General features: G+C 45.0%; 15 protein-coding genes and 1 tRNA gene. 12 read left to right on the forward strand and 4 right to left on the reverse strand.

The genetic code is table 11. The annotated features are described in order from the left end of the window. Positions 1 to 128: 128 nt before the first annotated feature. Positions 129 to 3251, reverse strand: a complete 3123-nt coding sequence (locus I2I13_RS15110; RefSeq protein WP_195649882.1) for an ATP-binding protein — start codon at positions 3249 to 3251, stop codon at positions 129 to 131. Between the two features lie 241 nt (positions 3252 to 3492). On the opposite strand from I2I13_RS15110, the gene I2I13_RS15115 reads away from it, so the two are divergent. The 5 genes from I2I13_RS15115 to I2I13_RS15135 all read left to right on the forward strand — a co-directional run bounded on the left by I2I13_RS15115 (position 3493) and on the right by I2I13_RS15135 (position 7338). After that, a tRNA-Ser gene (locus tag I2I13_RS15115) sits at positions 3493 to 3577 on the forward strand. Between the two features lie 302 nt (positions 3578 to 3879). Beyond that, positions 3880 to 5103 carry a site-specific integrase gene (locus I2I13_RS15120; RefSeq protein WP_195649883.1) on the forward strand — a complete coding sequence of 408 codons (1224 nt, stop codon included), beginning with the start codon at positions 3880 to 3882 and terminating at the stop codon, positions 5101 to 5103. Between the two features lie 18 nt (positions 5104 to 5121). Further along, a complete protein-coding gene (locus I2I13_RS15125) occupies positions 5122 to 5523 on the forward strand; it encodes a hypothetical protein (protein WP_195649884.1) in 402 nt (133 codons plus the stop codon). A 186-nt stretch (positions 5524 to 5709) separates the two neighbouring features. Next, the gene (locus tag I2I13_RS15130; RefSeq protein ID WP_195649885.1) at positions 5710 to 6657 is read left to right on the forward strand and encodes a ComF family protein; all 948 of its coding nucleotides are present in this window, start codon (positions 5710 to 5712) and stop codon (positions 6655 to 6657) included. A 63-nt stretch (positions 6658 to 6720) separates the two neighbouring features. Then, a complete protein-coding gene (locus I2I13_RS15135) occupies positions 6721 to 7338 on the forward strand; it encodes a hypothetical protein (protein ID WP_195649886.1) in 618 nt (205 codons plus the stop codon). Positions 7339 to 7354: 16 nt separating this feature from the next. Here the strand turns inward: I2I13_RS15135 and I2I13_RS15140 are convergent, their stop codons facing one another. Next, positions 7355 to 8551, reverse strand: coding sequence for a GIY-YIG nuclease family protein (locus I2I13_RS15140; RefSeq protein WP_195649887.1), 1197 nt, complete (start codon positions 8549 to 8551; stop codon positions 7355 to 7357). A 262-nt stretch (positions 8552 to 8813) separates the two neighbouring features. Between I2I13_RS15140 and I2I13_RS15145 the strand changes: the two genes are divergently transcribed. From I2I13_RS15145 to I2I13_RS15165, 5 genes are all read left to right on the forward strand, one after another. Beyond that, positions 8814 to 9155: a helix-turn-helix domain-containing protein gene (locus I2I13_RS15145; protein WP_122296726.1), complete on the forward strand. Its 342-nt coding sequence runs from the start codon at positions 8814 to 8816 to the stop codon at positions 9153 to 9155. Next, positions 9152 to 9484, forward strand: coding sequence for a helix-turn-helix domain-containing protein (locus tag I2I13_RS15150; protein ID WP_195649888.1), 333 nt, complete (start codon positions 9152 to 9154; stop codon positions 9482 to 9484). The genes I2I13_RS15145 and I2I13_RS15150 overlap by 4 nt, the downstream gene beginning before the upstream one ends. Positions 9485 to 9607: 123 nt before the next feature. Further along, positions 9608 to 11458, forward strand: a complete 1851-nt coding sequence (locus I2I13_RS15155) for a DUF4099 domain-containing protein (RefSeq protein ID WP_229128651.1) — start codon at positions 9608 to 9610, stop codon at positions 11456 to 11458. A 4-nt stretch (positions 11459 to 11462) separates the two neighbouring features. Further along, a complete protein-coding gene (locus I2I13_RS15160) occupies positions 11463 to 11684 on the forward strand; it encodes a hypothetical protein (RefSeq protein ID WP_195649889.1) in 222 nt (73 codons plus the stop codon). A gap of 74 nt (positions 11685 to 11758) precedes the next feature. Further along, complete coding sequence (locus I2I13_RS15165) at positions 11759 to 13858, forward strand: type IA DNA topoisomerase (protein WP_195649890.1); 2100 nt, start codon at positions 11759 to 11761, stop codon at positions 13856 to 13858. A 119-nt stretch (positions 13859 to 13977) separates the two neighbouring features. Here I2I13_RS15165 and I2I13_RS15170 read toward each other — a convergent pair whose 3' ends face one another. Beyond that, complete coding sequence (locus I2I13_RS15170; protein WP_195649891.1) at positions 13978 to 14256, reverse strand: hypothetical protein; 279 nt, start codon at positions 14254 to 14256, stop codon at positions 13978 to 13980. A 53-nt stretch (positions 14257 to 14309) separates the two neighbouring features. Between I2I13_RS15170 and I2I13_RS15175 the strand changes: the two genes are divergently transcribed. Further along, positions 14310 to 14750, forward strand: a complete 441-nt coding sequence (locus I2I13_RS15175; protein WP_195649892.1) for a DUF1896 family protein — start codon at positions 14310 to 14312, stop codon at positions 14748 to 14750. Continuing rightward, entirely contained in the window at positions 14740 to 20364 is a 5625-nt protein-coding gene (locus tag I2I13_RS15180) for a helicase-related protein (protein WP_195649893.1), read from the forward strand. Before I2I13_RS15175 ends, I2I13_RS15180 begins: the two co-directional genes overlap by 11 nt. Before the next feature lie 65 nt (positions 20365 to 20429). Here I2I13_RS15180 and I2I13_RS15185 read toward each other — a convergent pair whose 3' ends face one another. After that, positions 20430 to 21701, reverse strand: coding sequence for a pyridoxal phosphate-dependent aminotransferase family protein (locus I2I13_RS15185; RefSeq protein WP_032556653.1), 1272 nt, complete (start codon positions 21699 to 21701; stop codon positions 20430 to 20432). Positions 21702 to 21826: the final 125 nt, after the last annotated feature.

A 21826-nucleotide genomic window follows, 5' to 3' on the forward strand; every position in this document is an offset into this window, starting at 1 on the left:
GTTACAATGATTTTTCATATAATCGGCATAAATATGCTCTATTTTATGCTTTTCAACATAAAATACCTAGATATTGCTATTCTTTGGAAATGACCTTTCCCCAACTGTACGAAACGATTGTTTCCGGTCTACATAAAAGTGATATGTTTCATCAGTATGGAGGTGATTTGCCCTTTCAGTTGATTGGCATTGATGGGCTTGGGCATATAAGCGTCAAATCCGTTTTCCATCACTCTCTGCTCGTCCGAAGCATAGGCAAAGGCGGTGACGGCTATGATGGGAACCCGTTTGGAGTATTTCCGTATCTCTTTGGTTGCCTCGTATCCATCCATCACGGGCATGTTGATATCCATCAGGATGAGCTGCGGGTTATGTTCTCTAAATAGGCTTACTGCTTCCTCTCCATTCCAGGCATGTAGTAAATTGTAGTCCTTTTTAAGAATGGATTCTATCAGACGGTAATTACTTCCATGGTCTTCCGCCACCAGGATCGTGATTTTTTGCTTCTTTATCTTTACCGGTTCTGTTGTTACTTCCTGCTGCGGAGCTTCGAGCGCGGGACGGTAGGGGAGGGTGAACCAAAAAGTGGAACCCTCTCCGGGGGTTGAGCATACACTGATTTCACCTCCCATTTGCTGAACAAGAGTTTGGCAAATCGAAAGTCCCAGTCCTGTTCCTTGTGCGAAAGTGTTCAGTTTGACAAAGCGTCCGAATACACTTTCTTGCTTGTCTTCCGAAATGCCGCAGCCGGTATCAGTCACATAGAAATAGAGCTGTTTGTTATCACGTATTTGGTAGCCTATACGAATGTTACCTGTTTCTGTAAATTTGATGGCGTTTGTTACCAGATTAATGATAATCTGTGAAATGCGGTTGCGTTCGGCATGAATATAACATTCCGGTAACGGAGTTTCGAGAGTGAGTGTGACTTGTTTGTCGGGGGACAGTTTCAGGCGTAATGAACTTTCCAGCTCGGTCATTACACCGTTCAGTTCAAAGTCTGTGTAGGCAAACTCCATGGTACCGGCTTCAATCTTTGAGAGATCAAGGATGTCACTGATAAGTTGTAAAAGCAGGGTATTGTTATTTTCGATGATGCTGACATATTCCCGTTTCTCTTCTTCTTCCTCGGTGGAAGCCAGTATTCCGGAGAAACCGACAATTGCATTGAGCGGTGTGCGGATCTCGTGGCTCATGTTGGCAAGGAAAGCAGATTTGAGTCGATTGGACTCTTCCGCGCGGTTTTTAGCGGAAATCAAATCGTTTTCCATGCTCTTCCGGTCGGTAATGGTCAGCGAGGAACCTACTAAAGTGAGTGGCTGTCCGTTTTCGTCATAACTTTCTACAGCTACCTGTGCCTCTATCCAGTCAGTATGGTTCACACCGTCCACTTCTTTGATGATACGGTATTCCACCTTTGCTTTTCTAGTATGTTTGGTGATTAGGCTTGCATAGGCTTCTTTTACCTTGGGAAGGTCTTCTTTATGTATTTTTGTAAAATACTGTTCGTCGGATATATAAAGCTGTTCATCACTTATTTCTGTATTCTCATTGCCGGTGACGGCGGTTCTTTTTACATCATACTGTATGGTATGTGTCTTTAAATCCCATTTCCAGGGGATGATATTGGCAATATCGAGTGCCATGGATAACTTGTGGTTGATAGAACGCATTTGCATCTGGGCATGGTGCAACTCTGTGCTGTCCATACAGAATATATGCATGAATCGTCCGTCGTCACTGGCATTTACTACTATGTCATAAAAAGTGTCGATCTCTTTATAATAGTAGGAAAAAGTGATGGAACGTTTTTCTGCCAGGGAGATATTCATGAAATGTAGAAACTGCGGTAGTGATTCCGGAAATATTTCGCTTCCCCGCTTACCGATAACTTTCTGTTTTTCGAAAAATCTCTTCTCGAAATGTTGGTTTACGTCTATATATATTGTGTCTACAATCCGTCCGTCCTCATCTTTTATAAGTTCTTCCGCCATGTAAAGAATTGGCATACTATTGATAATGTTATAATACTTGCCAGTACTTTCTAATGCTTTGTGCTGGACACGCTTCATTCTTTCGAGTGTGCGTACTCGGTAATATTGGAAGCCTAACAGCAGCAGAATGAACAGGCAGCTTGTTCCGATGATCGCATATTCGTATTTCTCCCACAAAGTGGGAGGTGCATCATAGAAAATTGTATTTTTGGGACAATTTTTTGGATCGAGTTTGCGGTGGAGTAATGACTGATAATTGAATACGGGAGTAGCATTTCCGGCATTATAGATAGGGATATAACGGGGTTGTTTTCCGTGGATAATCTCTTTGATGGTGGTTAACATCCGGTTAATATACTCTTTTTCATCATAGATATAGCCACCGATAATTCCTCCTTCTTCCTGAATACCTACTCTTCTGAATGAAAAAAGAGGTACGGATGAGGTGGCGATAATACGATGGGAGTTACTGGTCATTACAAGATTTTCTTCATAGTCTTTTTTTCGTAACCAGGAAGAAAACAAAAATCCGGTAGTGAGAGGATTCTGTTTGCGGAGAATGGTGAAAAGACTGTCGGTAGAGGTGTTTTCTGCAGAAATAAACTGATATTCCAAGTCCGGATGCTTCTTCCTGATCGTTGCGGAAAGGTCATAATCGTTCTGCTGGCATGTATATGTACCATCACCGATATAAATGACTTTATTCATTTGCGGAATGAGCTGCTTCATGAGTTGCAGATTCTCTTCGATATACAGATTGGCGTACAACATGGTCAAGTTCATCGTCTTTTGTAGGTCGCTGATAGGTATACGCTGTTGCGGAGCCAGTGCATGAGCCTGAATGATAAGGCTGTCCGGACCTGTATAATCCCGCTCGCCACATAGCAACATAGGAATGTCCGGCCATATCTTATTGAGGTTGTCGCAGAAAACGAAACTGGCATTCCCCACAAATACCACCATTTTGGGAGGAGACGAAGGTAACATCTCGCAGATACTTGCTTCGAATTTATCCACCTCTTTGGCGTTTTGCAATGCGAACATATTCAGATATATAGTATATGCTCCTATGGTGCTGTCTTGTGAAGCCATGGTGACAATCGGAGTGATGAAGCTGTTGCTCCAGGGATTGGAGTCTGCATAAGCGCTGATGACCAGAATCTGGTCGAGGTCTTTTTTAGGGGTACTACCTACTGATAGAAGAGTGTGTGTGAGTAGGCATAAAAAAATAATACTAGTCTTAAATATACTTCCCATACTGCTTTTTCGCTTATTGTTTATTTTGTTGTGAAAACGAGGCGAAGATATGCATAAAATGTAAATATGCAAAGGAAAATGAGAATTAATTAGTAACGGACTATAGAGTTGTTTTGCCAGCTTTATTTTCTGCCCTGATTTTATTTTTCGTAAATTTTGTCCTAAAAATATTTGCGTATCAAAAAAAGAGTTGTACCTTTGCACTGCTTTTAACGAAAAGCACTTCTGATAAAGAGGTTTTGGAGAGGTGGCAGAGTGGTCGATTGCGGCGGTCTTGAAAACCGTTGTACTGCGAGGTACCCGGGGTTCGAATCCCTGTCTCTCCGCTGAGCGTCAAAGACAAATGACGGAAAAGCAAAGACAAGTCCCGTAAAATCAAGGTTTTACGGGACTTTTTTATGTTTGTGCTTGGACAAGTGAAAGACATGAAAATACCCTGTTTGGACAAAGTAGTGTTACTAAATCGTTACTGAAAATCAGCCAATAAAAATAGTAACGGTTTTAACTGTAAGTCGCTGATTTGTCGATCGTTGTCTCTTAGATGTCTGTTCATACACGAATTGTTAATCGTTCCTTTGCAACGGGAAGTAAAATTCCTATTGTAACGGACATAAAAAGAACAACGTATATGAGCAAAAGTACTTTTAAGATTCTTTTCTACATTAGAAAAAATCAAGTGAACAAAGATGGTACAGTCTGCATAATGGTCAGACTGACAGTAAGTGGTGAGGTATCTCAATTTAGCTCTAAATTGAATATTGATCCTAAGGCATGGGACGTTAAGCAAGGTAAAGCGGCAGGTAACTCCGTAAAGGCACGTCAGTTGAATGATTTGTTGGAAGATATACGTACTTCCCTGAAAAATCACTATCGTGATATTGAAATGCATGAATCATTTGTTACTGCGGAGAAAGTAAGAAATGCTTTCCTAGGATATACTATTAAACAACAAACACTATTGGAATTATTCAGAAAGCATAATGATGATGCACAAAAGTTAGTAGGTATTAGTAAGAGTGCAGCTACATTAGCTAAATATGATAGGTGTTATCGTAGGATGGAGGAATTTATGAAGGCTAAGTATAATATTACGGACATTGCTTTGAAAGAGATTAATCATATGTTCATCACGGACTTTGAGACGTATTTACGTACCGTTAGTCTATGTAATGAAAATACAACTGCTAAATTTATGCAGACTTTCCGGATGATTGTGATTATGGCGAAAAATAATGGCTGGATTTTTACTGATCCATTCGTGAATTATAAAATTCGTTTGAAGCGTGTGGATAGAGGGTATTTGACGGATGCGGAACTGCAAAAAATAATGAAGAAGAAGTTTCCCACGAAACGATTGGAACAGGTGCGGGATGTTTTCATTTTTTCATGTTTTACGGGCTTGGCGTATATTGATCTGAAAACGTTAAAAGCAAGTGAAATTAGTATTTCTTTTGATGGTAAGCCATGGATTATGAAACATCGTCAAAAAACAGATACTCCGGTGAATGTTCCTCTGTTGAAGATACCGTTGGCTATATTGAAGAAGTACGAAGGACAGTTACCCAAAGGGGAATTGCTGCCTGTATTGAGTAATCAGAAATTAAATTCGTATTTGAAAGAAATTGGCGATTTGTGCGGAATAAATAAGAATATCACCTTCCACCTCGCCCGCCATACTTTCGCCACAACGACGACGCTTGCGAAGGGTGTTCCGATTGAAACCGTATCGAAAATGTTGGGACATACGAATATTGAAACGACACAAATATATGCTCGCATAACTAATGATAAAATACGGAAAGATATGCAACAGTTGGCTGGGAAATTGGATGATTTGGATCAATGGAAGTAAAATTGTAATATTTGATATATGGAAGAAGGTAAGGTAATTATAGATTCAGGAGATTCCGGCGGTGTTCGTATATCTCTCAAGCCTGCCGAGGATGGCAGTATTTGGATGAGTATAGCAGAAATTGCGGATATATTCTTTGTTGGCGGTGCTTCTGTGGAACGTCAAGTTAAAAAGATTTTTGCAGAAGGGGATTTACGGGAGTATGCAGTGAAAAAAGAAAAGCCAATCGAATATGCTCCCGGTAAATATGGAAAACTGGATTATTATAATCTCAATATGATTATAATGCTTGCCTTTCGCATGAATAGTCCGTTCTGTTCTATGTTCAGGGAATGGATATGCCAGCAACTTACACAGAAGGTCAGTGAACAAAAAATCCCTATTTTTTTACAGATTGGTAAGGAACAGGGGGTAAACTGATTGTCACTATAGTTTTAATGCGGCTTAATTTGCTATCATATGAAGCAGGTTAAGCCGCTTTTTTGTCAATCTCTTTCTGATTGCCATTTCTATATATAAAAGAATATAAAAGAGGATGAATGAATGTTACCTCTAAATGACAAGTAGTTATCTTTGCTCCTGTTATTGAATTTGAACAAAGAGATTATGGTTGAGGCTTTTGATATGCTTGTCGAATATGATTCGGGAATGGTATTTGAGGATTATAAGGTTCCAATGGGGGATGACCTAAGGAGCTTTGAGGAGTTCTTCTATTTGAAGCGGCAACCATTGGGGGAGTTTGTGATTGTGCTAAAGGAAGGTGGCTTGTTTTATTTCCTTTCAGATCACTTCTGTGACTTTACAGAGGTTTGTAAAAAATATGACTGGTATGTCATTTCACATCAACCATTCAATAAGCAACTTGAAATCGGTATCGGAATGATGAATACCGGAGGATCGGCTGGATGGATCGGACGGGCGGAATCTTCCGAACGGTTGAGTATGTATAAGGATATTCTGGTATTCTCTTATGACTGTGGCGTAGAAATAGATTTTTATCCGTACGATACGACTTTCAATGGGGATTGCGAGATTGACGGAAGTCTCTGTTATTATGTACATGACTATTATCCTACGCGTGTTCAGAAGATAGATGGGCATCAGAAACGTATCAGTAACCTGATATTCAGATTTAAGGAGGGCGGACATTGCGGCATGTTAGTTGCTAAGATAATCTCTCTTTGCATGAAAAATATTTCTTATTGTGATTCTCCTCAACAGACGATTTTAATTCCTATTCCGGCTTCGACACGAGAGCGGCAACGAAAGAGGTTTCCTGTTCTGTGTTATCATTTATCTAAATGGCTGAATGTACGGGATGGATTTCAGACGATATGGATTGAGCAGGAACGGGAACAGATGAAAGGAATATCTCACAAAGAGGTTGTTTCGAGTTTGCGTATCAAAAAGCGGGACGTTCAGGGAATGAATGTGATTTTGTTCGATGATGTGCTGACAAGTGGGCAGAGTTTCCGGCAACTACGACGGAAAATGATGGAACTGGGAGCTAAATCCGTTATTGGGATATTTCTTGGTAAAACGGTTAATCTCTAATGAATATCTACTTGATATGATACAATGAAAAGCTATGGTTTTAAAAACTAATTTTAAAGAGTTATGAATGATTTGAATGACGATTTCAATATTGATAAAATGAGTGAAATACTATTCACTTTTCATAAGGTAATATCTACTTTTAAACAAGCAAATTCTTTATTAAGTAATGATTCACTCAATGAAATAAGGAAAGTAGAAGTACATGCTTTATTATTGGCTACTCGAATTGATGTAACTATATGTTTTAAAAATATTAAGCTGGGAATAAACAAATATGAAGGTTGCTTTTATCTGAATATTGCATTCATGAAAATGTACGAGATTATGGAATCTTTACTCAAAATTATAACTAAAAAAGAGAATCCGTTATATTATAACCCTCATCAAGAATCAAAGGCAGAAATATTGAAGATAGTAAACCGATGGAAAAAGCTATATGGAGATTGGGCTAGGGCTAAACGTAATTATTCAACAGCCCATTATGAACCTGATTTCTTTAGATATATTAATACAGGCTATATGGAAATTAATCCAGCTAAGAACCAAGAATGCTTTCTGTCTTTTTATAAAGCAATGGAGCAAATTCTTGAAAGCATGAATAAATATGATCCTATGGATTCTAAATATGTTCAAATGGATATTGAAAAATATAGAGAACGAGATAATACTATAGTTTAGAAAAAAATGTTATATATCAATATCCTTTGATGTGAAAGATGATAATTTTTTTTTGTTTCTTACGTTCATACTTCAGATGATTCATTTCTTTCTTGGTATATTCAATATACTTGCCTTCTTCTATCTTGTACCTTTCAAAAACCTTTTTCATGTGTAGATTTTCATCTACAATAGGGAATCTGCCACCTCTGACTTTTTCTGCCCCATATTCATTGAAATACTTCTCGACAATGGGATTGAGTTCATCAATAATCTCCAAATGATCTTTGGGGCATATAACGGGAATAACCTCTAATAATTTTATGGGAGTATGGAGTTTACACCATTCGCAACATTTTCCTCTCTCGTACTTTTGCATAAGCGCAGACAAATCGCTACTATAACTCACATGGAAGTAGCCATCTTCTAATGCCAGAACATAAACAACCATGACTCTCTCGTTTTCTTTAAGTGGTAAATTATAATCGATTATGGAATTCTTTTCTTCATATTCTTCTATGAGTTTACTGCGCATACTAAAGCCAACAATGGGCTTATAGTCTCTTTTTTTACGCAAGAAGGATTGGATGAGTCCCAGATGGCGTTCTGAATCCCAAAGTGTAAAACTCCCTCCGCGAACATTTTCGTAGCCATGTTCAGCTCCACATTGAAGTACCCATTCATTAACCATGTTTATGTTAGGAATGCCGTTTTCAAACACGACTTCCTGATACTTTAATAACCGTATAGGTCTGTTTATCCGAGTCCAATATGAGGCAGTACCTTTTTCATGCTTTTTGAGGGCGGTTTGTAGAGAACGTGAATAACCAACATAATATTTATCATTCTCCAATTCAAGAAGATAAATGAATTGCTCTCTTTTATTAAATGAAATATCCTCAATATCTATATCTGAAAAATATCCATGATGTTGTAGGTTCTTTATAGTTTCGATTTCACCCATATTACACCAAAAACCACCCCTGACCATCTGCCAACCTTTGGCTTTCATCATTTTTATGGTCTGGTGGTTTTCCCAACGTTCTTCTTCTTCGGGTGACGATACAAGAAAGGATTCTTTTTCAATAACACTGATAGGAGGGTGTAATTTAGTCCATACGGCTCCATTATCATTGAAATGCTCGTTGAATCTTCTGTCGGGATCAATAGTTTTCCCTACATAGTAAAAACCATCCTCCAGTGCTAATGTATAAATGTATATTAGATAGCTCATTGGTTTTAAGTATAGTCGTTGGCTTCATTTGTATTGCTCTTTTCTTGTATTTTCCGAATAAACAAGAGTGCCTGAATACACATTGATTGCAAATATAGGCAAAGAATTAATATGACCTTGTAATTCTGTACTACAGATTTTTAGTTGAAAGAATCTGATACGGCTATAATACAGAAAAATCTTCCATAGGTCGTTACCTACCTGTGGATGTCCCCCCTTTTCTTTTCTCAATTTTGCGCCATAATCAAAAAAGCGTAAAAGTATGGAAATAATAACATTAGACCATCAGGTATATCAGAATTTGGTAGAAAAGATTAATCGGATTTCCGATTATGTGTTCAAAAAAGAAGTTGCCCCCTTACAAGAGCCGGAAATATGGTTGACAAGTGAAGAATTGGCAGACTTGCTTAAAATAAGTACGCGTACTCTTCAACGTATGCGGAAAGAACGGTCGATTCCTTTTTGTATGATACGGAGTAAATGTTTGTATCGACTGTCGGATGTGGAAAAATGTATTGCTCAACGTATTGTAACCTGTAATCCAAAGACGTTGAATGAGTTCAGAAAAGGTTATTGGGCCATACATGAATCTCCTTCTCTATGAGCGCGCTGGATCTGGAAACCTTCGAGGGTTGGATGAAGCGTATCATGGAACGCTTTGACCGGAACGAACAACTGATAGCATCGCTCACGGGCAAGGAGTACAAGGAAGTGAAGTATCTCGACGGTGAACGGCTGTTGGACAATCAGGACTTGTGCGAGCTGCTCAACACGAGCAAACGCTCCATCCAGCGTTACCGGAGTTCGGGCACGTTGAAGTATCAGATGCTCTGGCATAAGGTATATTACAAGGAATCGGACGTACAGGAGTTTTTGAAAACCCATTTCGAGGAGTTCGGGAAGAAAAAGCAAGCGGAGGGAAACGAGGGTTGAAGCCACAAACTTCCATACGGGAGCCACAAGCTGCCACGTGTCCCGCTATCCATTGCCGGATGGCTGATAGCCGCTACTTTCGCCGAGAAATCATTTCATATTCATTAAAAAACAATCAAAAGTATGGCACAAAAAAAGAAAGAGAAAGATGTGCTTGTCGTCCGTGACGAGAAGACAGGCGAGATCGGTGTCGTGTCCGGGCTGAACGGGGACGGCACGCCGAAAACGACTCCCGCCACGGGAGCGAACCAACAGAAATTCCTGTCATTCGACAAGAACAGCAACGTGCTGGAAAGTTTCTTTGAGAATTTCTACCGCCAGTGCAAGGAACCGAAACGGTTCGGGTTCTACCGCGTAGCCGCCGATAACATCGGTGAGGTGATAGACGTGTTCAAGGATATGCTCAAGGACCCGGTCGCCAACAGGGACTTGTTGGAACCGCACCGCATCGACACGTCAAAGTATGAACAGCAGCCGGAGAAACAGGAGCAGGTGCAGCCGGAAAACTCACCGAAACCGGAGGACGGACGACAGCCGCAAACCGTATCGGAAGAAGTCAAGCCTGCCCCCAACGGGCCTGATGACCTCAACCCTTTCTGGCAGGCGGTGGAAGACCATTGGTCTTCTGACGGAAAGGAGACCGAAAAACAGGGGCAGACACAGGAACAGGAGCAAACAAACGGGCGGGCGGATGAACGGAAAAACGAACCGCTGCAGGAAGCGGAGCGGTCATCCGTTCAGAATCATGCCAATACCGAAACGGAACAGACACAAAAGAAGCCCGACGGAAAAACATACCTGATAGATGAAAGCCGTATCAATTGGTCGGAGTTTAAAGTCTTGTACGGCATCAGCCGTCAAGAATTGGAAGCGTCGGGCAATCTGGAAAAAATGCTTAACGGCGGCAAGTCCTCCCTTATGACCGTCTCCCCGATTATTGCCGGGGGACGCTTTGAGATGGAAGCCCGGATTTCGTTCAAGGAAATGTCGGACGGTACGATGGGGCTTGTTCCCCATACCATCCGTAAAGAGCCGAAGCTCGACGGGAAATTTATGGGGGTTACATTCACCCCCGAAGATAAAGAGAACCTGAAAAACAGCGGCAATCTGGGACGTGTCGCCGAAGTCGTGGACAAGGAAACGGGCGAGATTATCCCCTCGTATATCAGTATCGACCGGTTGACGAATGAGATAGAAGCCATTCCGGTGAAGGACGTGCCAATCATACCAAGAATCGGGAGGACGGAGTTTTCGGAGCATGAAATGAGCGAACTGCGTGCCGGACGTGCTATCCCCAATAAAGAAATCGTCCTGTCGGATACCCGGAAGTTCAAAGCCACCTTGCAGGTGAATGTGGAACGCGGCGGCGTGGAGTTCGTACCCCGCCAAGCGAAACCAAACCAAAACCAGAACAGAAAGCAGCGTGCCTCCGGACAGAATACCCGGCAGAATGGACAACCTCAACAGCAGCAACAGAACACCCCTCCGCCTGCCACGAAAAATGCACGGCAAAATACACAATCTGCCTCCCAAGCGGACGGGGAGCAGAAACCGAAGGTGTATAATTACAAATGGGTGGACGAGAACGGAAATATCCGTGCGCCAAAGACGATGGGCGGCGTACCTCTGACAGCGGAGCAGCAGAAAACATTCTCGGAAGGGAAAGCCATTCTTGTCAAGGATATGAAGCGTGACGGCAAAGGAGAACCCTATACCGCATACGTGAAGTACAATTTTGAAGCGGGCAAGCCCAAATATTTCCGTAACAATCCCGACGTATCACAGGCAAAAGAGGTTACCCCCGCTTCGGAAAGCCGCACGCAAGTGGCAGTTAATACCAATGGCAAGACCAATGAAGCGACCAAACACCTGCAAAAGCCGCTGCAACAGGGACAAACGGCTCCCACCAATGCCGTGCAACAGGAACAGCAGCAAAAGAAAACAGCAAACAAGCCTAAAGGCGTAAAAATGTAGCGGTATGGCAGACCTGATTCTATATGCCGTACCGGTAGCGGTCATCCTGTGGTTGCTGATAAAGGTACTTGTCAAACTGCATGACAGCTTAATCAGGAGGTTACCACCGGCTGACCCGGACAGTGACTACGTTGATGCGGACGGCAACCATATCTATTACGACCGCAAGTTCATAGCCCGGCTTGAAAGAGAACGGCAGGAAGCAACCGATAATAATAAGGTATAAAGAAAAACAGAATAATAACAACCGGGGCACAACGCCCCGACCACTAAAATCCACAATAAATAAATTAAATCAGTATGAAAACTTGTATTGCAGAAAAGCCCAGCGTGGCACGGGAAATCGCCCGTATCGTCGGGGCAACGGAAAAACACGAAGGTTACTATTCGGGTAACGGGTATTACGTGACATGGGCTTTCGGGCATCTGGTGATGCCCGCCCTGCCCGAAGGATACGGCGTGAAAGGTTTCCACCGGGAGAACCTGCCGATTATCCCTCCGGTATTTACGCTTGTCCCCCGGCAGGTCAAAGGGGAGAAAGGGTACAAACCCGACAGTGGCGTGGTGGCACAAATCAAAATCATTGCCAAGCTGTTCCGTGAAAGCGACGGTATCATCGTAGCCACCGATGCGGGGCGCGAGGGAGAGTTGATTTTCCGCTATTTGTACGAATATATCGGATGCGCCACCCCTTTCGACCGCCTCTGGATCAGCAGTCTGACCGACAAGGCTATCCGCGAGGGACTGGAAAACCTGAAAAACGGGGCGGAGTACGACAATCTCTACTATGCCGCCAAAGCCCGGAGCGAGGCGGACTGGCTCGTGGGCCTGAATGGAACCCGCGCCATTACCGCTGCCGCCGGACGGGGGACGTATTCACTCGGACGTGTGCAGACCCCCACATTGGCGATGGTATGCGCACGCTACCTCGAAAACAAACGCTTTGTTCCCGAACCCGTGTTTCAGATTCATCTGTCCACGGATGGTGGAACGGATAATGGAATCGTGAAGCTCTCTTCCACCGAAAAATGGAAAGACAGGCAGACTGCTGAGACAGCCTACAACATTGTGAAAGTGTGCAGGGAGTTTGCCGTTACGGGTGTTGAGAGAAAGGAAACCATACAGGAAACACCGCTTTTGTTCGACTTGACCGCCCTTCAGAAAAAAGCGAATACCAAACACGGATTCTCTGCGGAGCAAACATTATCCGTTGCACAAAAGCTCTATGAGGAGAAGTGCATCACGTATCCCCGAACCGGAAGCCGCCATATCCCCGAAGACGTGTTTGCCGAAATACCTGCTTTATTGCTCACGCTGAAATATCATCCCGTGTTCGGCAAGTACGCGGCGGCAATGGGCACATTGTCCCGCCGGAGCGTGGATGATACGAGGATTACCGACCACCATGCTCTGCTCATCACGGAAGTGAAGCCCAAAAACATCGGGTCGGACGAGCATATCATCTACGATATGATAGCCGGGCGTATGCTGGAAGCCTTTTCCGGAAAGTGTATCAAAGATGTAACCACCGTTTCGGTAGAGTGTGGCGGCGTGCCGTTCACCGTCAAAGGCTCCGTTATCAGGCAAGCCGGCTGGCGTGCTGTGTATCAGGAGAAAGAAGAAGGAACGGAAGAAATTACACTGCCCGTCTGGAACGAGGGTGATACGCTGCCCGTCAAGGGAAGTTCGCTGACCGAAGGCAAGACAAAGCCGAAACCGTTGCACACGGAGGCAACCTTGCTCTCCGCCATGCAGACCTGCGGTAAGGAAGTGGAGGATGAAGCCCAGCGCGAAGCGATGAAGGATTGCGGTATCGGTACTCCGGCAACACGCGCCTCCATCATCGAAACGCTATTCAAGCGTGAGTATATGGTACGGCAAAAAAAGTTGCTCGTGCCGACGGAAAAAGGGCTTGCACTCTATTCCGTTGTCAAGGAAATGCAGATAGCCAACGTCAGAATGACGGGAGAATGGGAGAATGCGTTGGCACAAATAGAAAACGGCATTTTCCCGTGTGAGAAATTCCGGGAAAAGATAGAGCGGTTCACCGTAGAAATTACAACAGAACTGCTTGCCTCGGATAAACTCTTCTCCCACAAAGAAACGGGGTGTACGTGTCCCAAATGTCAAAAGGGCGTGATGCAGTTCTACGGAAAAGTTGTCCGATGCAGTAACCCGGATTGCGGTCTGCCCGTTTTCCGGCAGAAAGCGGGAAAGACGCTCACAGATGCGGAGATAACAGAGTTGCTGACGAACGGGAAAACGGATGTAATCAAGGGGTTCAACAGCAAGGCGGGCAAGCCGTTCAGCGCCGTTGTCACCTTTGATGCGGATTTCAATACCATATTCGTATTCCCCGACAAGAAAAATAGCGGGAACACCAGGCGAAAAAAGAAATAATGCGTATATTCGCCACTGAGTTCACAGACAAAGGTCATTCATACTACCAGATAGGTGATACTGATTTTACTGTGGATTTTAGTGGTGGCACTCGGCGGGGACGTCGAGTGCCTTTTCCGTTATTTCGATGCCAAAAGTTCTTTAAACTTAGCTAAAATCATTGATAACATCCCAATAATTACAGATTCATAGTCCCAATATCGACTTGAATATCTTTCCTTGATAGATTTAATCTCAAATAATGAAGGATAGTTAGGATCATATTGATATAATAATAATTCAGTATCCATTATTAACTCTTCAATTGAAAGACAGTCATTTGAATATTTTACTTCTGAATACTTTTTCAGAAGTTCAAGGGTGGTATCTGCTTTAGCAATATAATCTTTGGTTTCCATAATTTTTCTGTTTTTGCAAAATTAATAATAAACCCACTAAAATCCATAGAAAAATGAACAAGAAAAATCAACCGACCGAGTTTTCTTACTACGGTCTGTACTTACTCAAATACCTCAAAGAAAACCATCCCGACAAGGCGACCGATACCGATTTCATAACCGGGCGTGCCGACCATGCCGCCGACGTGTATGAACAGTCCCGCTTGTCAGGAGCTACGCCCGAAGGGGCGCAGGAGCTGGCAATGGCGGCACTCACCGGAGGGCTTCATTTCTCCAAGTACAACACGATTATCGAAGTGTTGTGGAACGAGTTCGCCGAGGAAGTACCGCCGGGTGAGGCCGCAAAGTTCGCTTTGAAGCTGCAACCGGAACTGGAAGAGGTGTTTGCCCGATACCCGCTTGCGGACGGCTTCGCCTATACACCTGAATACGACCACCTTTATACGGAACTGACGGGAGCCGTCGTAATTTATCTCGAAGCACATGGCGTTTAACCGTAAAGCGAAGCTGCGGGACAACATCGAGGCATTGCGGACGGTATTCACATTGGAAAAAGAGCGCAGGGCGGCTACTCCCCAAGAGAGGGAGATACTCAGCCGTTACTGCGGGTTCGGCGGGTTGAAGTTCATCCTCAACCCTGCCGGTTCCATCATGGATTCCGTACATTGGGCGAAGTCAGACCGCGAGTTGTTCCCCATGACGGTAGAGTTGCACAAGCTTGTCCGTGACAACTCCACCGATGAGAAAGAGTACAAACGCTATATGGACAGTATCAAAAGCTCCGTACTGACAGCGTTTTATACTCCCCCCGAAGTCGTATCGGCAATCGCCGATACGCTCCATGAACAAGGTATTATCCCCAATCGCCTGCTTGACCCGTCGGCGGGACAGGGCGTGTTTATCTCCGCTTTCGGCGCCAACGCTCCGCAGGCGGAGGTGATGGCGTTTGACAAGGACCTGCTTACGGGCAAGCTGCTTTCGCACCTCTATCCCGGACACAAGATACGCGCGGAAGGGTTTGAACGGATAGAACGGCCGTTTACCAATTATTTCGATGTGGCTACGTCGAATATTCCGTTCGGCGATATGTCGGTGTTCGACGCCGAATATTCCCGGAGCAAAGAGTACGGGCGGCGTTCCGCCACCAAAGCCATACATAATTATTTCTTCCTGAAAGGGCTGGATGCGGTGCGCGACGGTGGAATTGTGGCGTTTATCACCTCACAAGGGGTGCTGGACGGGCGGGATAACTTCGCCATGCGTGTCCAGATGCTGAAACAAGCTGACCTTGTTTCGGCTGTTCGCCTGCCAAGCAACCTGTTTACCGACAGTGCAAATACGGAAGTGGGGAGCGACTTGATCGTATTGCAGAAGAACATGAAGAAGCAAGGACTTACACCGGAAGACCATCTGCTTGCCTCGACACAGGAATGGCAGGATAGCGGCATCGTCACCAACAGTTATATAAGTTCGCACTCGGAGCGGATTATCCGCACCCGAGAAGCGGTAGATACCAATATATATGGGAAACCTGCCCTTGTCTATACACACGAGGGCGGTGTGCCGGGCATTGCCGCTGATATACGGAAAATCCTCTCCGAAGATTTTGCCAGACGGCTGAATCCGGAATTGTACAACGGAACGGAAGTACAAGATGTACGGCAAACCGTGCAACAAGCCACACGGCTATCGGTTCAGGAACCTGTAAAGAGTGTTCTTACTCCACAACCGGAACCGATAGCTGAAGCCCCGCGTGAGCGACCCGTACCTGAAACAATATCGGAACCTCACCCCGTGAAAAAGGAAGAGAAAGAAGAGAAGCCGGAGATTACACCTCCCGTGACGGATTTGTACGACCTGTTCAACTTCACGCAGGAGGAACGGCGGTTAGCCCAGTCCGGTATGGCGAAAAAGCAGCCAGCCAGAACGGACAAGAAAAACAAGCGCAAGCCCTCCATCGGGAAAAAACGGTTCAATCAGCCGAATCCGGCAAAAAAAGAAATGAAACCGCAGGAGCCTGCGGTGCAGGCAGAGCCGGAAATGCCAAGTACAAATCCGGAGGAGGTCTATGCCGCCATCAACTGGGAGACGAACCCGCCCATCAACGGATTCTATGAGGCGATGATGCGTCTCACACCGGATGAGAGGGAACAACTGAGACAGGGAAAAGACATCAGGCGGCAACCAACAGCGGAAACCATTCCCGAACACCACCGGGAAGAACCGGAACGGGAAGAGCAGCAACGGATAGAGGAAGAACTGATGAAACCCCGTCCGCTTATGGGGAAGTTGGAACCGCACCACAAAGAGGGTATGCTGGTTTCCGACGGCAATCAGGTAGGCTACCTGAAAGGTCTTACCCGTTATGGGGCTACCTTCCACCCGTTGGATTTGGATAGGGCACAGCAGGAGAAAGCGGAGCTTTACATCACCATGCGTGACAGCTACCAACGTCTGTACACCTACGAGGCGGAGATGCACCAAGAAAACAAGCCGGAACGGGAGGCATTAAACGCTGCATACGACACGTTTACCGGACGTTTCGGCAGTTTGAACGCCAAAGTGAACGTGAAGTTCCTGCTTATGGACACTTCGGGGCGTGATATGCTATCATTGGAGCGTGTGGAAAACGGGCAGTTTATCAAGGCTGATATTTTCGACCATCCGGTGGCCTTCGCGCTGAATGAGGTGACACACGTCGATACACCCGAAGAAGCCTTGTCCGCTTCATTGAACCGGTACGGGAGGGTGAACCTCGACTACATGGAAACACTTTGCGACAACAGCAGGGAGGAACTCGTCACTCAACTCAAAGGGCGCATCTACTTTAATCCGCTGGCGGACAATTATGAGATTAAAGACCGCTTCATCGCCGGGAACGTGGTGGAAAAGGCGGAACAGATAGAGGCATGGATAAACGGGAACAAGCCCGATGAGCGGGTGGACGAGGCACTCGCCGCGCTGAAAGAAGCGTTGCCCCGACCGATTACGTTCGACGAGCTGGATTTTAATTTCGGTGAACGCTGGATTCCCACGGGTATCTATACTGCCTATATCAAGCATCTGTTTGAAACGGATGTGAAGATAGCCTACTCGGAGAGTATCGACGAATATTCGGTGAAGTGTGCCGACAAGAATGCAAAAATAAACGACCAGTACGCCGTGCAGGGACAATACCGGAAATATGACGGTATCAGCCTGTTGAAAAACGCGCTGCTGAATACCGTGCCGGACATCACCAAAAGCATCGGCAAGGACGAGCATGGCAGGGACATCAAGGTAAGGGACAGCGAGGCGATACAGCTTGCCAACGCGAAGATTGACGAGATACGAAACGGTTTCACGGACTGGCTGAACGAGCAGTCGCCCGAATTCCAGCAGCGGTTGGCGGACAGGTACAACCGCAAGTTCAACTGTTTCGTGCGCCCCTCTTACGATGGCTCTCACCAGAACTTTCCGGGCTTGGACTTGAAAGCGCTGGAAAAGAAGTACGAAATCAAGGAGGTTTACCAGAGCCAGAAAGATTGTGTCTGGATGCTCAAACAGAACGGAGGCGGGATATGCGACCATGAAGTGGGAACGGGTAAAACGTTGATAATGAGCCTTGCGGCGCAAGAAATGAAACGTCTGGGACTGGCACATAAACCGATGATAATCGGATTGAAAGCGAATGTTGCCGAGATTGCCGAGTGTTACCGCACGGCATATCCCAACGCAAAAATCCTTTATGCGACGGAAAAGGACTTTGAACCCAAGAACCGGGTGAAGTTCTTTAACAATATCAAGAACAACGATTGGGATTGCGTCATCATGTCGCATGAGCAGTTCGGCAAGATACCGCAGCCGACCGATGTGCAGCAGGAGATTTTGCAGAAAGAGCTGGATAGCGTGGAAGAAAATCTCGATGTTTTGAGGGCGCAAGGCAAAGAAGTGTCAAGGGGAATGCTCAAAGGTTTGGAAAAGCGTAAGATAAACTTAAAAGCCAAGCTGGACAAGATAGAGGATGCTATCAGAACACGCACGGATGATGTGGTGGATTTCAAGCAGATGGGTATCGACCATTTATTTATTGATGAATCCCATTCGTTCAAAAATCTTACCTTCAACACCCGTCACGACCGGGTGGCTGGGTTGGGAAACAGCGAAGGGAGCCAGAAAGCGATGAACATGCTGTTTGCCCTGCGCACTATTCAGGAACGCACGGGAAAGGATTTGGGAGCGACGTTCCTATCCGGTACTACGGTTTCCAATTCATTGACGGAACTGTATTTATTGTTTAAATATCTACGCCCGAAGGAACTGGAACGTCAGAACATCAACTGTTTCGATGCGTGGGCGGCAATTTTCGCCAAGAAAACAACCGACTTCGAGTTCTCCGTCACTAATCAGGTGATACAGAAAGAACGTTTCCGCTACTTTATCAAAGTGCCGGAGCTGGCGGCATTCTACAACGAGATTACCGACTACCGCACGGCGGAGGATGTGGGTGTGGACCGACCGGAAAAGAACGAGATACTCCACAACATTCCACCCACACCTATACAGGAAGAGTTTATTGAGAAGCTGATGCGGTTCGCGCAGTCGGGCGATGCCACGGTTCTGGGACGGGAGAAGCTATCGGAAACAGAAGAGAAGGCAAAGATGCTTATAGCCACCGACTATGCCCGCAAGATGGCACTGGATATGCGTATGATAGACCGGGACAAGTATGAAGACCACCCGGATAACAAAGCCTCGCATTGCGCCGCCAAGATTGCGGAATACTATAAAAAGTATGACGAACATAAGGGTACGCAGTTCGTGTTTTCGGATCTGGGTACGTACCAGCCGGGCAAGTGGAGCGTGTACAGTGAGATAAAACGAAAGCTAGTGGAGGATTACGGCATTCCGGCTTCGGAGATACGGTTCATTCAAGAGTGCAAGACGGACAAGGCGCGAAAAGCGGTGATAGATGCCATGAACGAGGGGAAAGTGCGGGTGCTGTTCGGCTCCACTTCCATGCTCGGTACGGGCGTGAACGCGCAGAAAAGGGCGGTGGCACTCCATCACCTCGATACACCGTGGCGACCGTCCGACCTCTCCCAACGGGACGGGCGGGCGGTACGTAAAGGTAATGAAGTTGCCAAATTTTTCGCCGGTAACAAGGTGGACGTGATTATCTATGCCGTTGAAAAGTCGCTGGACAGCTACAAGTTCAACCTGCTGCACTGCAAGCAGACCTTTATCAGTCAGTTGAAAAGCGGTGCTATGGGGGCGAGAACGATTGATGAGGGGGCGATGGATGAGAAATCAGGCATGAATTTTTCGGAGTACATGGCTATCCTCTCCGGTAACACCGATCTGTTGGACAAGGCACGCTTGGACAAGAAAGTGGCGGCATTGGAAAGCGAGCGCAAGACGTTCCACAAGGCAAAAAACGGTTCCGCCTTCAAGTTGGAGGGACATACCAAAACGCTGGAAGAGAACAACGAACACATCGCCAAACTGACAGCTGACTACGAGAAATTCACTTCACGGGTGCAGACGGACGAGGACGGCTATTACCGGAATCCGGTACGGCTGGACGGACTGACGGCTACCGATGTAAAAAGTGTCGGGACACGGTTGCAGGAGATTGCCAAGAACGCCACGACAGGCGGCGAATACACCCGTATCGGCGAGCTGTACGGCTTTCCCATTCTGGTAAAGACCGAAAGCTCTATCCGTGAAGGGATGGAAGCGAAACAAAACCGTTTCTTTGTCGGAGGTGAATACAAGTACACCTACAACAACGGGCTGATAGCGATGGCAGACCACAAGGCGGCGGCTACCAATTTCCTCAATGCCTTGGACCGCATACCCAAGCTCATGGAGCAATACAAGTCACAGAATGCGGCGATAGAGAAAGACCTGCCCACGCTGCGGGAGATTGTAGGCGGCACGTGGAAGAAGGAAGAGGAACTGAAAGGACTGAAATCGGAAGTGGCGGCGTTGGAACGGAAGATACAGCAGATACTTACACCTCCTGAACAAGCCGCCTCAAAAGAGGTGAAAGAAGAAAGAGAAGATATTGCTTGTCCGCAGATACAAACATCGGTTTCCAAATCAAGAAAAAGTTTCAGTATTTAAAAATAGCGGCTGCATCCATACCAAAATGCAGCCGCTGTATATTTGTATGAAAATATGTCGTTTTATCAAATAAGTCCGTATTTTTTGCCTATTTCATGGAAGGCGTTTATCAACCTGTCACAGTCTTCAAGCGTATGTGACGACATAACGCCAATTCTAATTCGGCACATATTAGGAGGTACAACCGGAGGAAATATGGCATTGGTGAATATATCCCTGTCATAAAGTTCCTTTGTTATCTGAGTCAATATGTATTCATCTCCCACAATCACAGGTATAATAGGGGTAATCGAATTTAATGTATTGAAACCCAAATCTTTCAATCCATTCCTTACATATTCGGCATTCCGCTTCAGTGCATTCTGAATGTCCGTATTACGCATCTCTTTGATTACTTCAAGGGATGCCGCACAAATACTCTGGGGTAAAGAGGTAGAATACATGTTGCTACGGGCATAAACCCTCAGGTAATCAATAATGTTCTGTTTGGCAGTTATAAAACCTCCTATCGATCCTATTGCTTTACTGAGCGTTCCTGTAACGATTATATTTTCGCGCTCTTTTATATCATAATAGCTTAGCGTTCCGGCTCCGTCTTCTCCAATCACTCCCGTCGCATGGGCATCGTCTATTAAAAGCAATGCATTATATTTCTTCGTAATCTCTAAGATAGCCGGAATATCGGCAATATCCCCATCCATACTAAATACTCCGTCAGTCACCACCATCATACCATCCTTGTATTGCCCGGCATTTTCTTTTAATATTTTTTCAAGTGCTTTAGGATCATTATGCTTATATCTTACCATTTTGGCACCGGACATTAGAGCCCCGTCAATTAAACTGGCGTGGTTGAGCCTGTCATATACCAGCAAGTTGTTAGGGCGTATCAATCCTACTATCACACCTATATTGGCAGTGAAGCCAGAAGAGAATAATATAGTGTCATCAAAACCGGTCAGCTTGGCTATCTCTTTTTCCAATTCATTTTGGAATATTGTCGTTCCGCTCAATAGTGGAACCCCGCCACTTCCTACTCCATAGTCAGTTATTACACGAACCGCCTTTTCCACTACTGATGGTATGCCGGTAGCATCCAAATAACTATTGGAACCGAACATCAGCATTTTCTTTACTTCATTAGTTTTTCTATCAACAACCTCGACTTCCCTACCGCAACCGGAAACCATTGGGGATTTGACGTAGATGTGTAGCGAGTTCTCTTCGTGTAGTTGGAGTTCTTTTTGGAAATTGGAGACTTTTTCCAAAATACTGCCACCGGGGCTATTCTTACATACCGAATAGTCAATTTTGAACCTAGATATGTTCTCTTTCATTTTAGTATTTATACGTTATAAATTTGTTTGCAAAGATAATGACAAAAATAAACTAAGCAAATTAAATCGTCTATAATTGAATTAGTAAAACAGCCACATATTATATTTGAATTACTTATTTGTTG

This window comes from Bacteroides sp. D55t1_190419_B8, assembly GCF_015558905.1.
Classification (GTDB): Bacteria; Bacteroidota; Bacteroidia; order Bacteroidales; family Bacteroidaceae; genus Bacteroides; species Bacteroides vicugnae.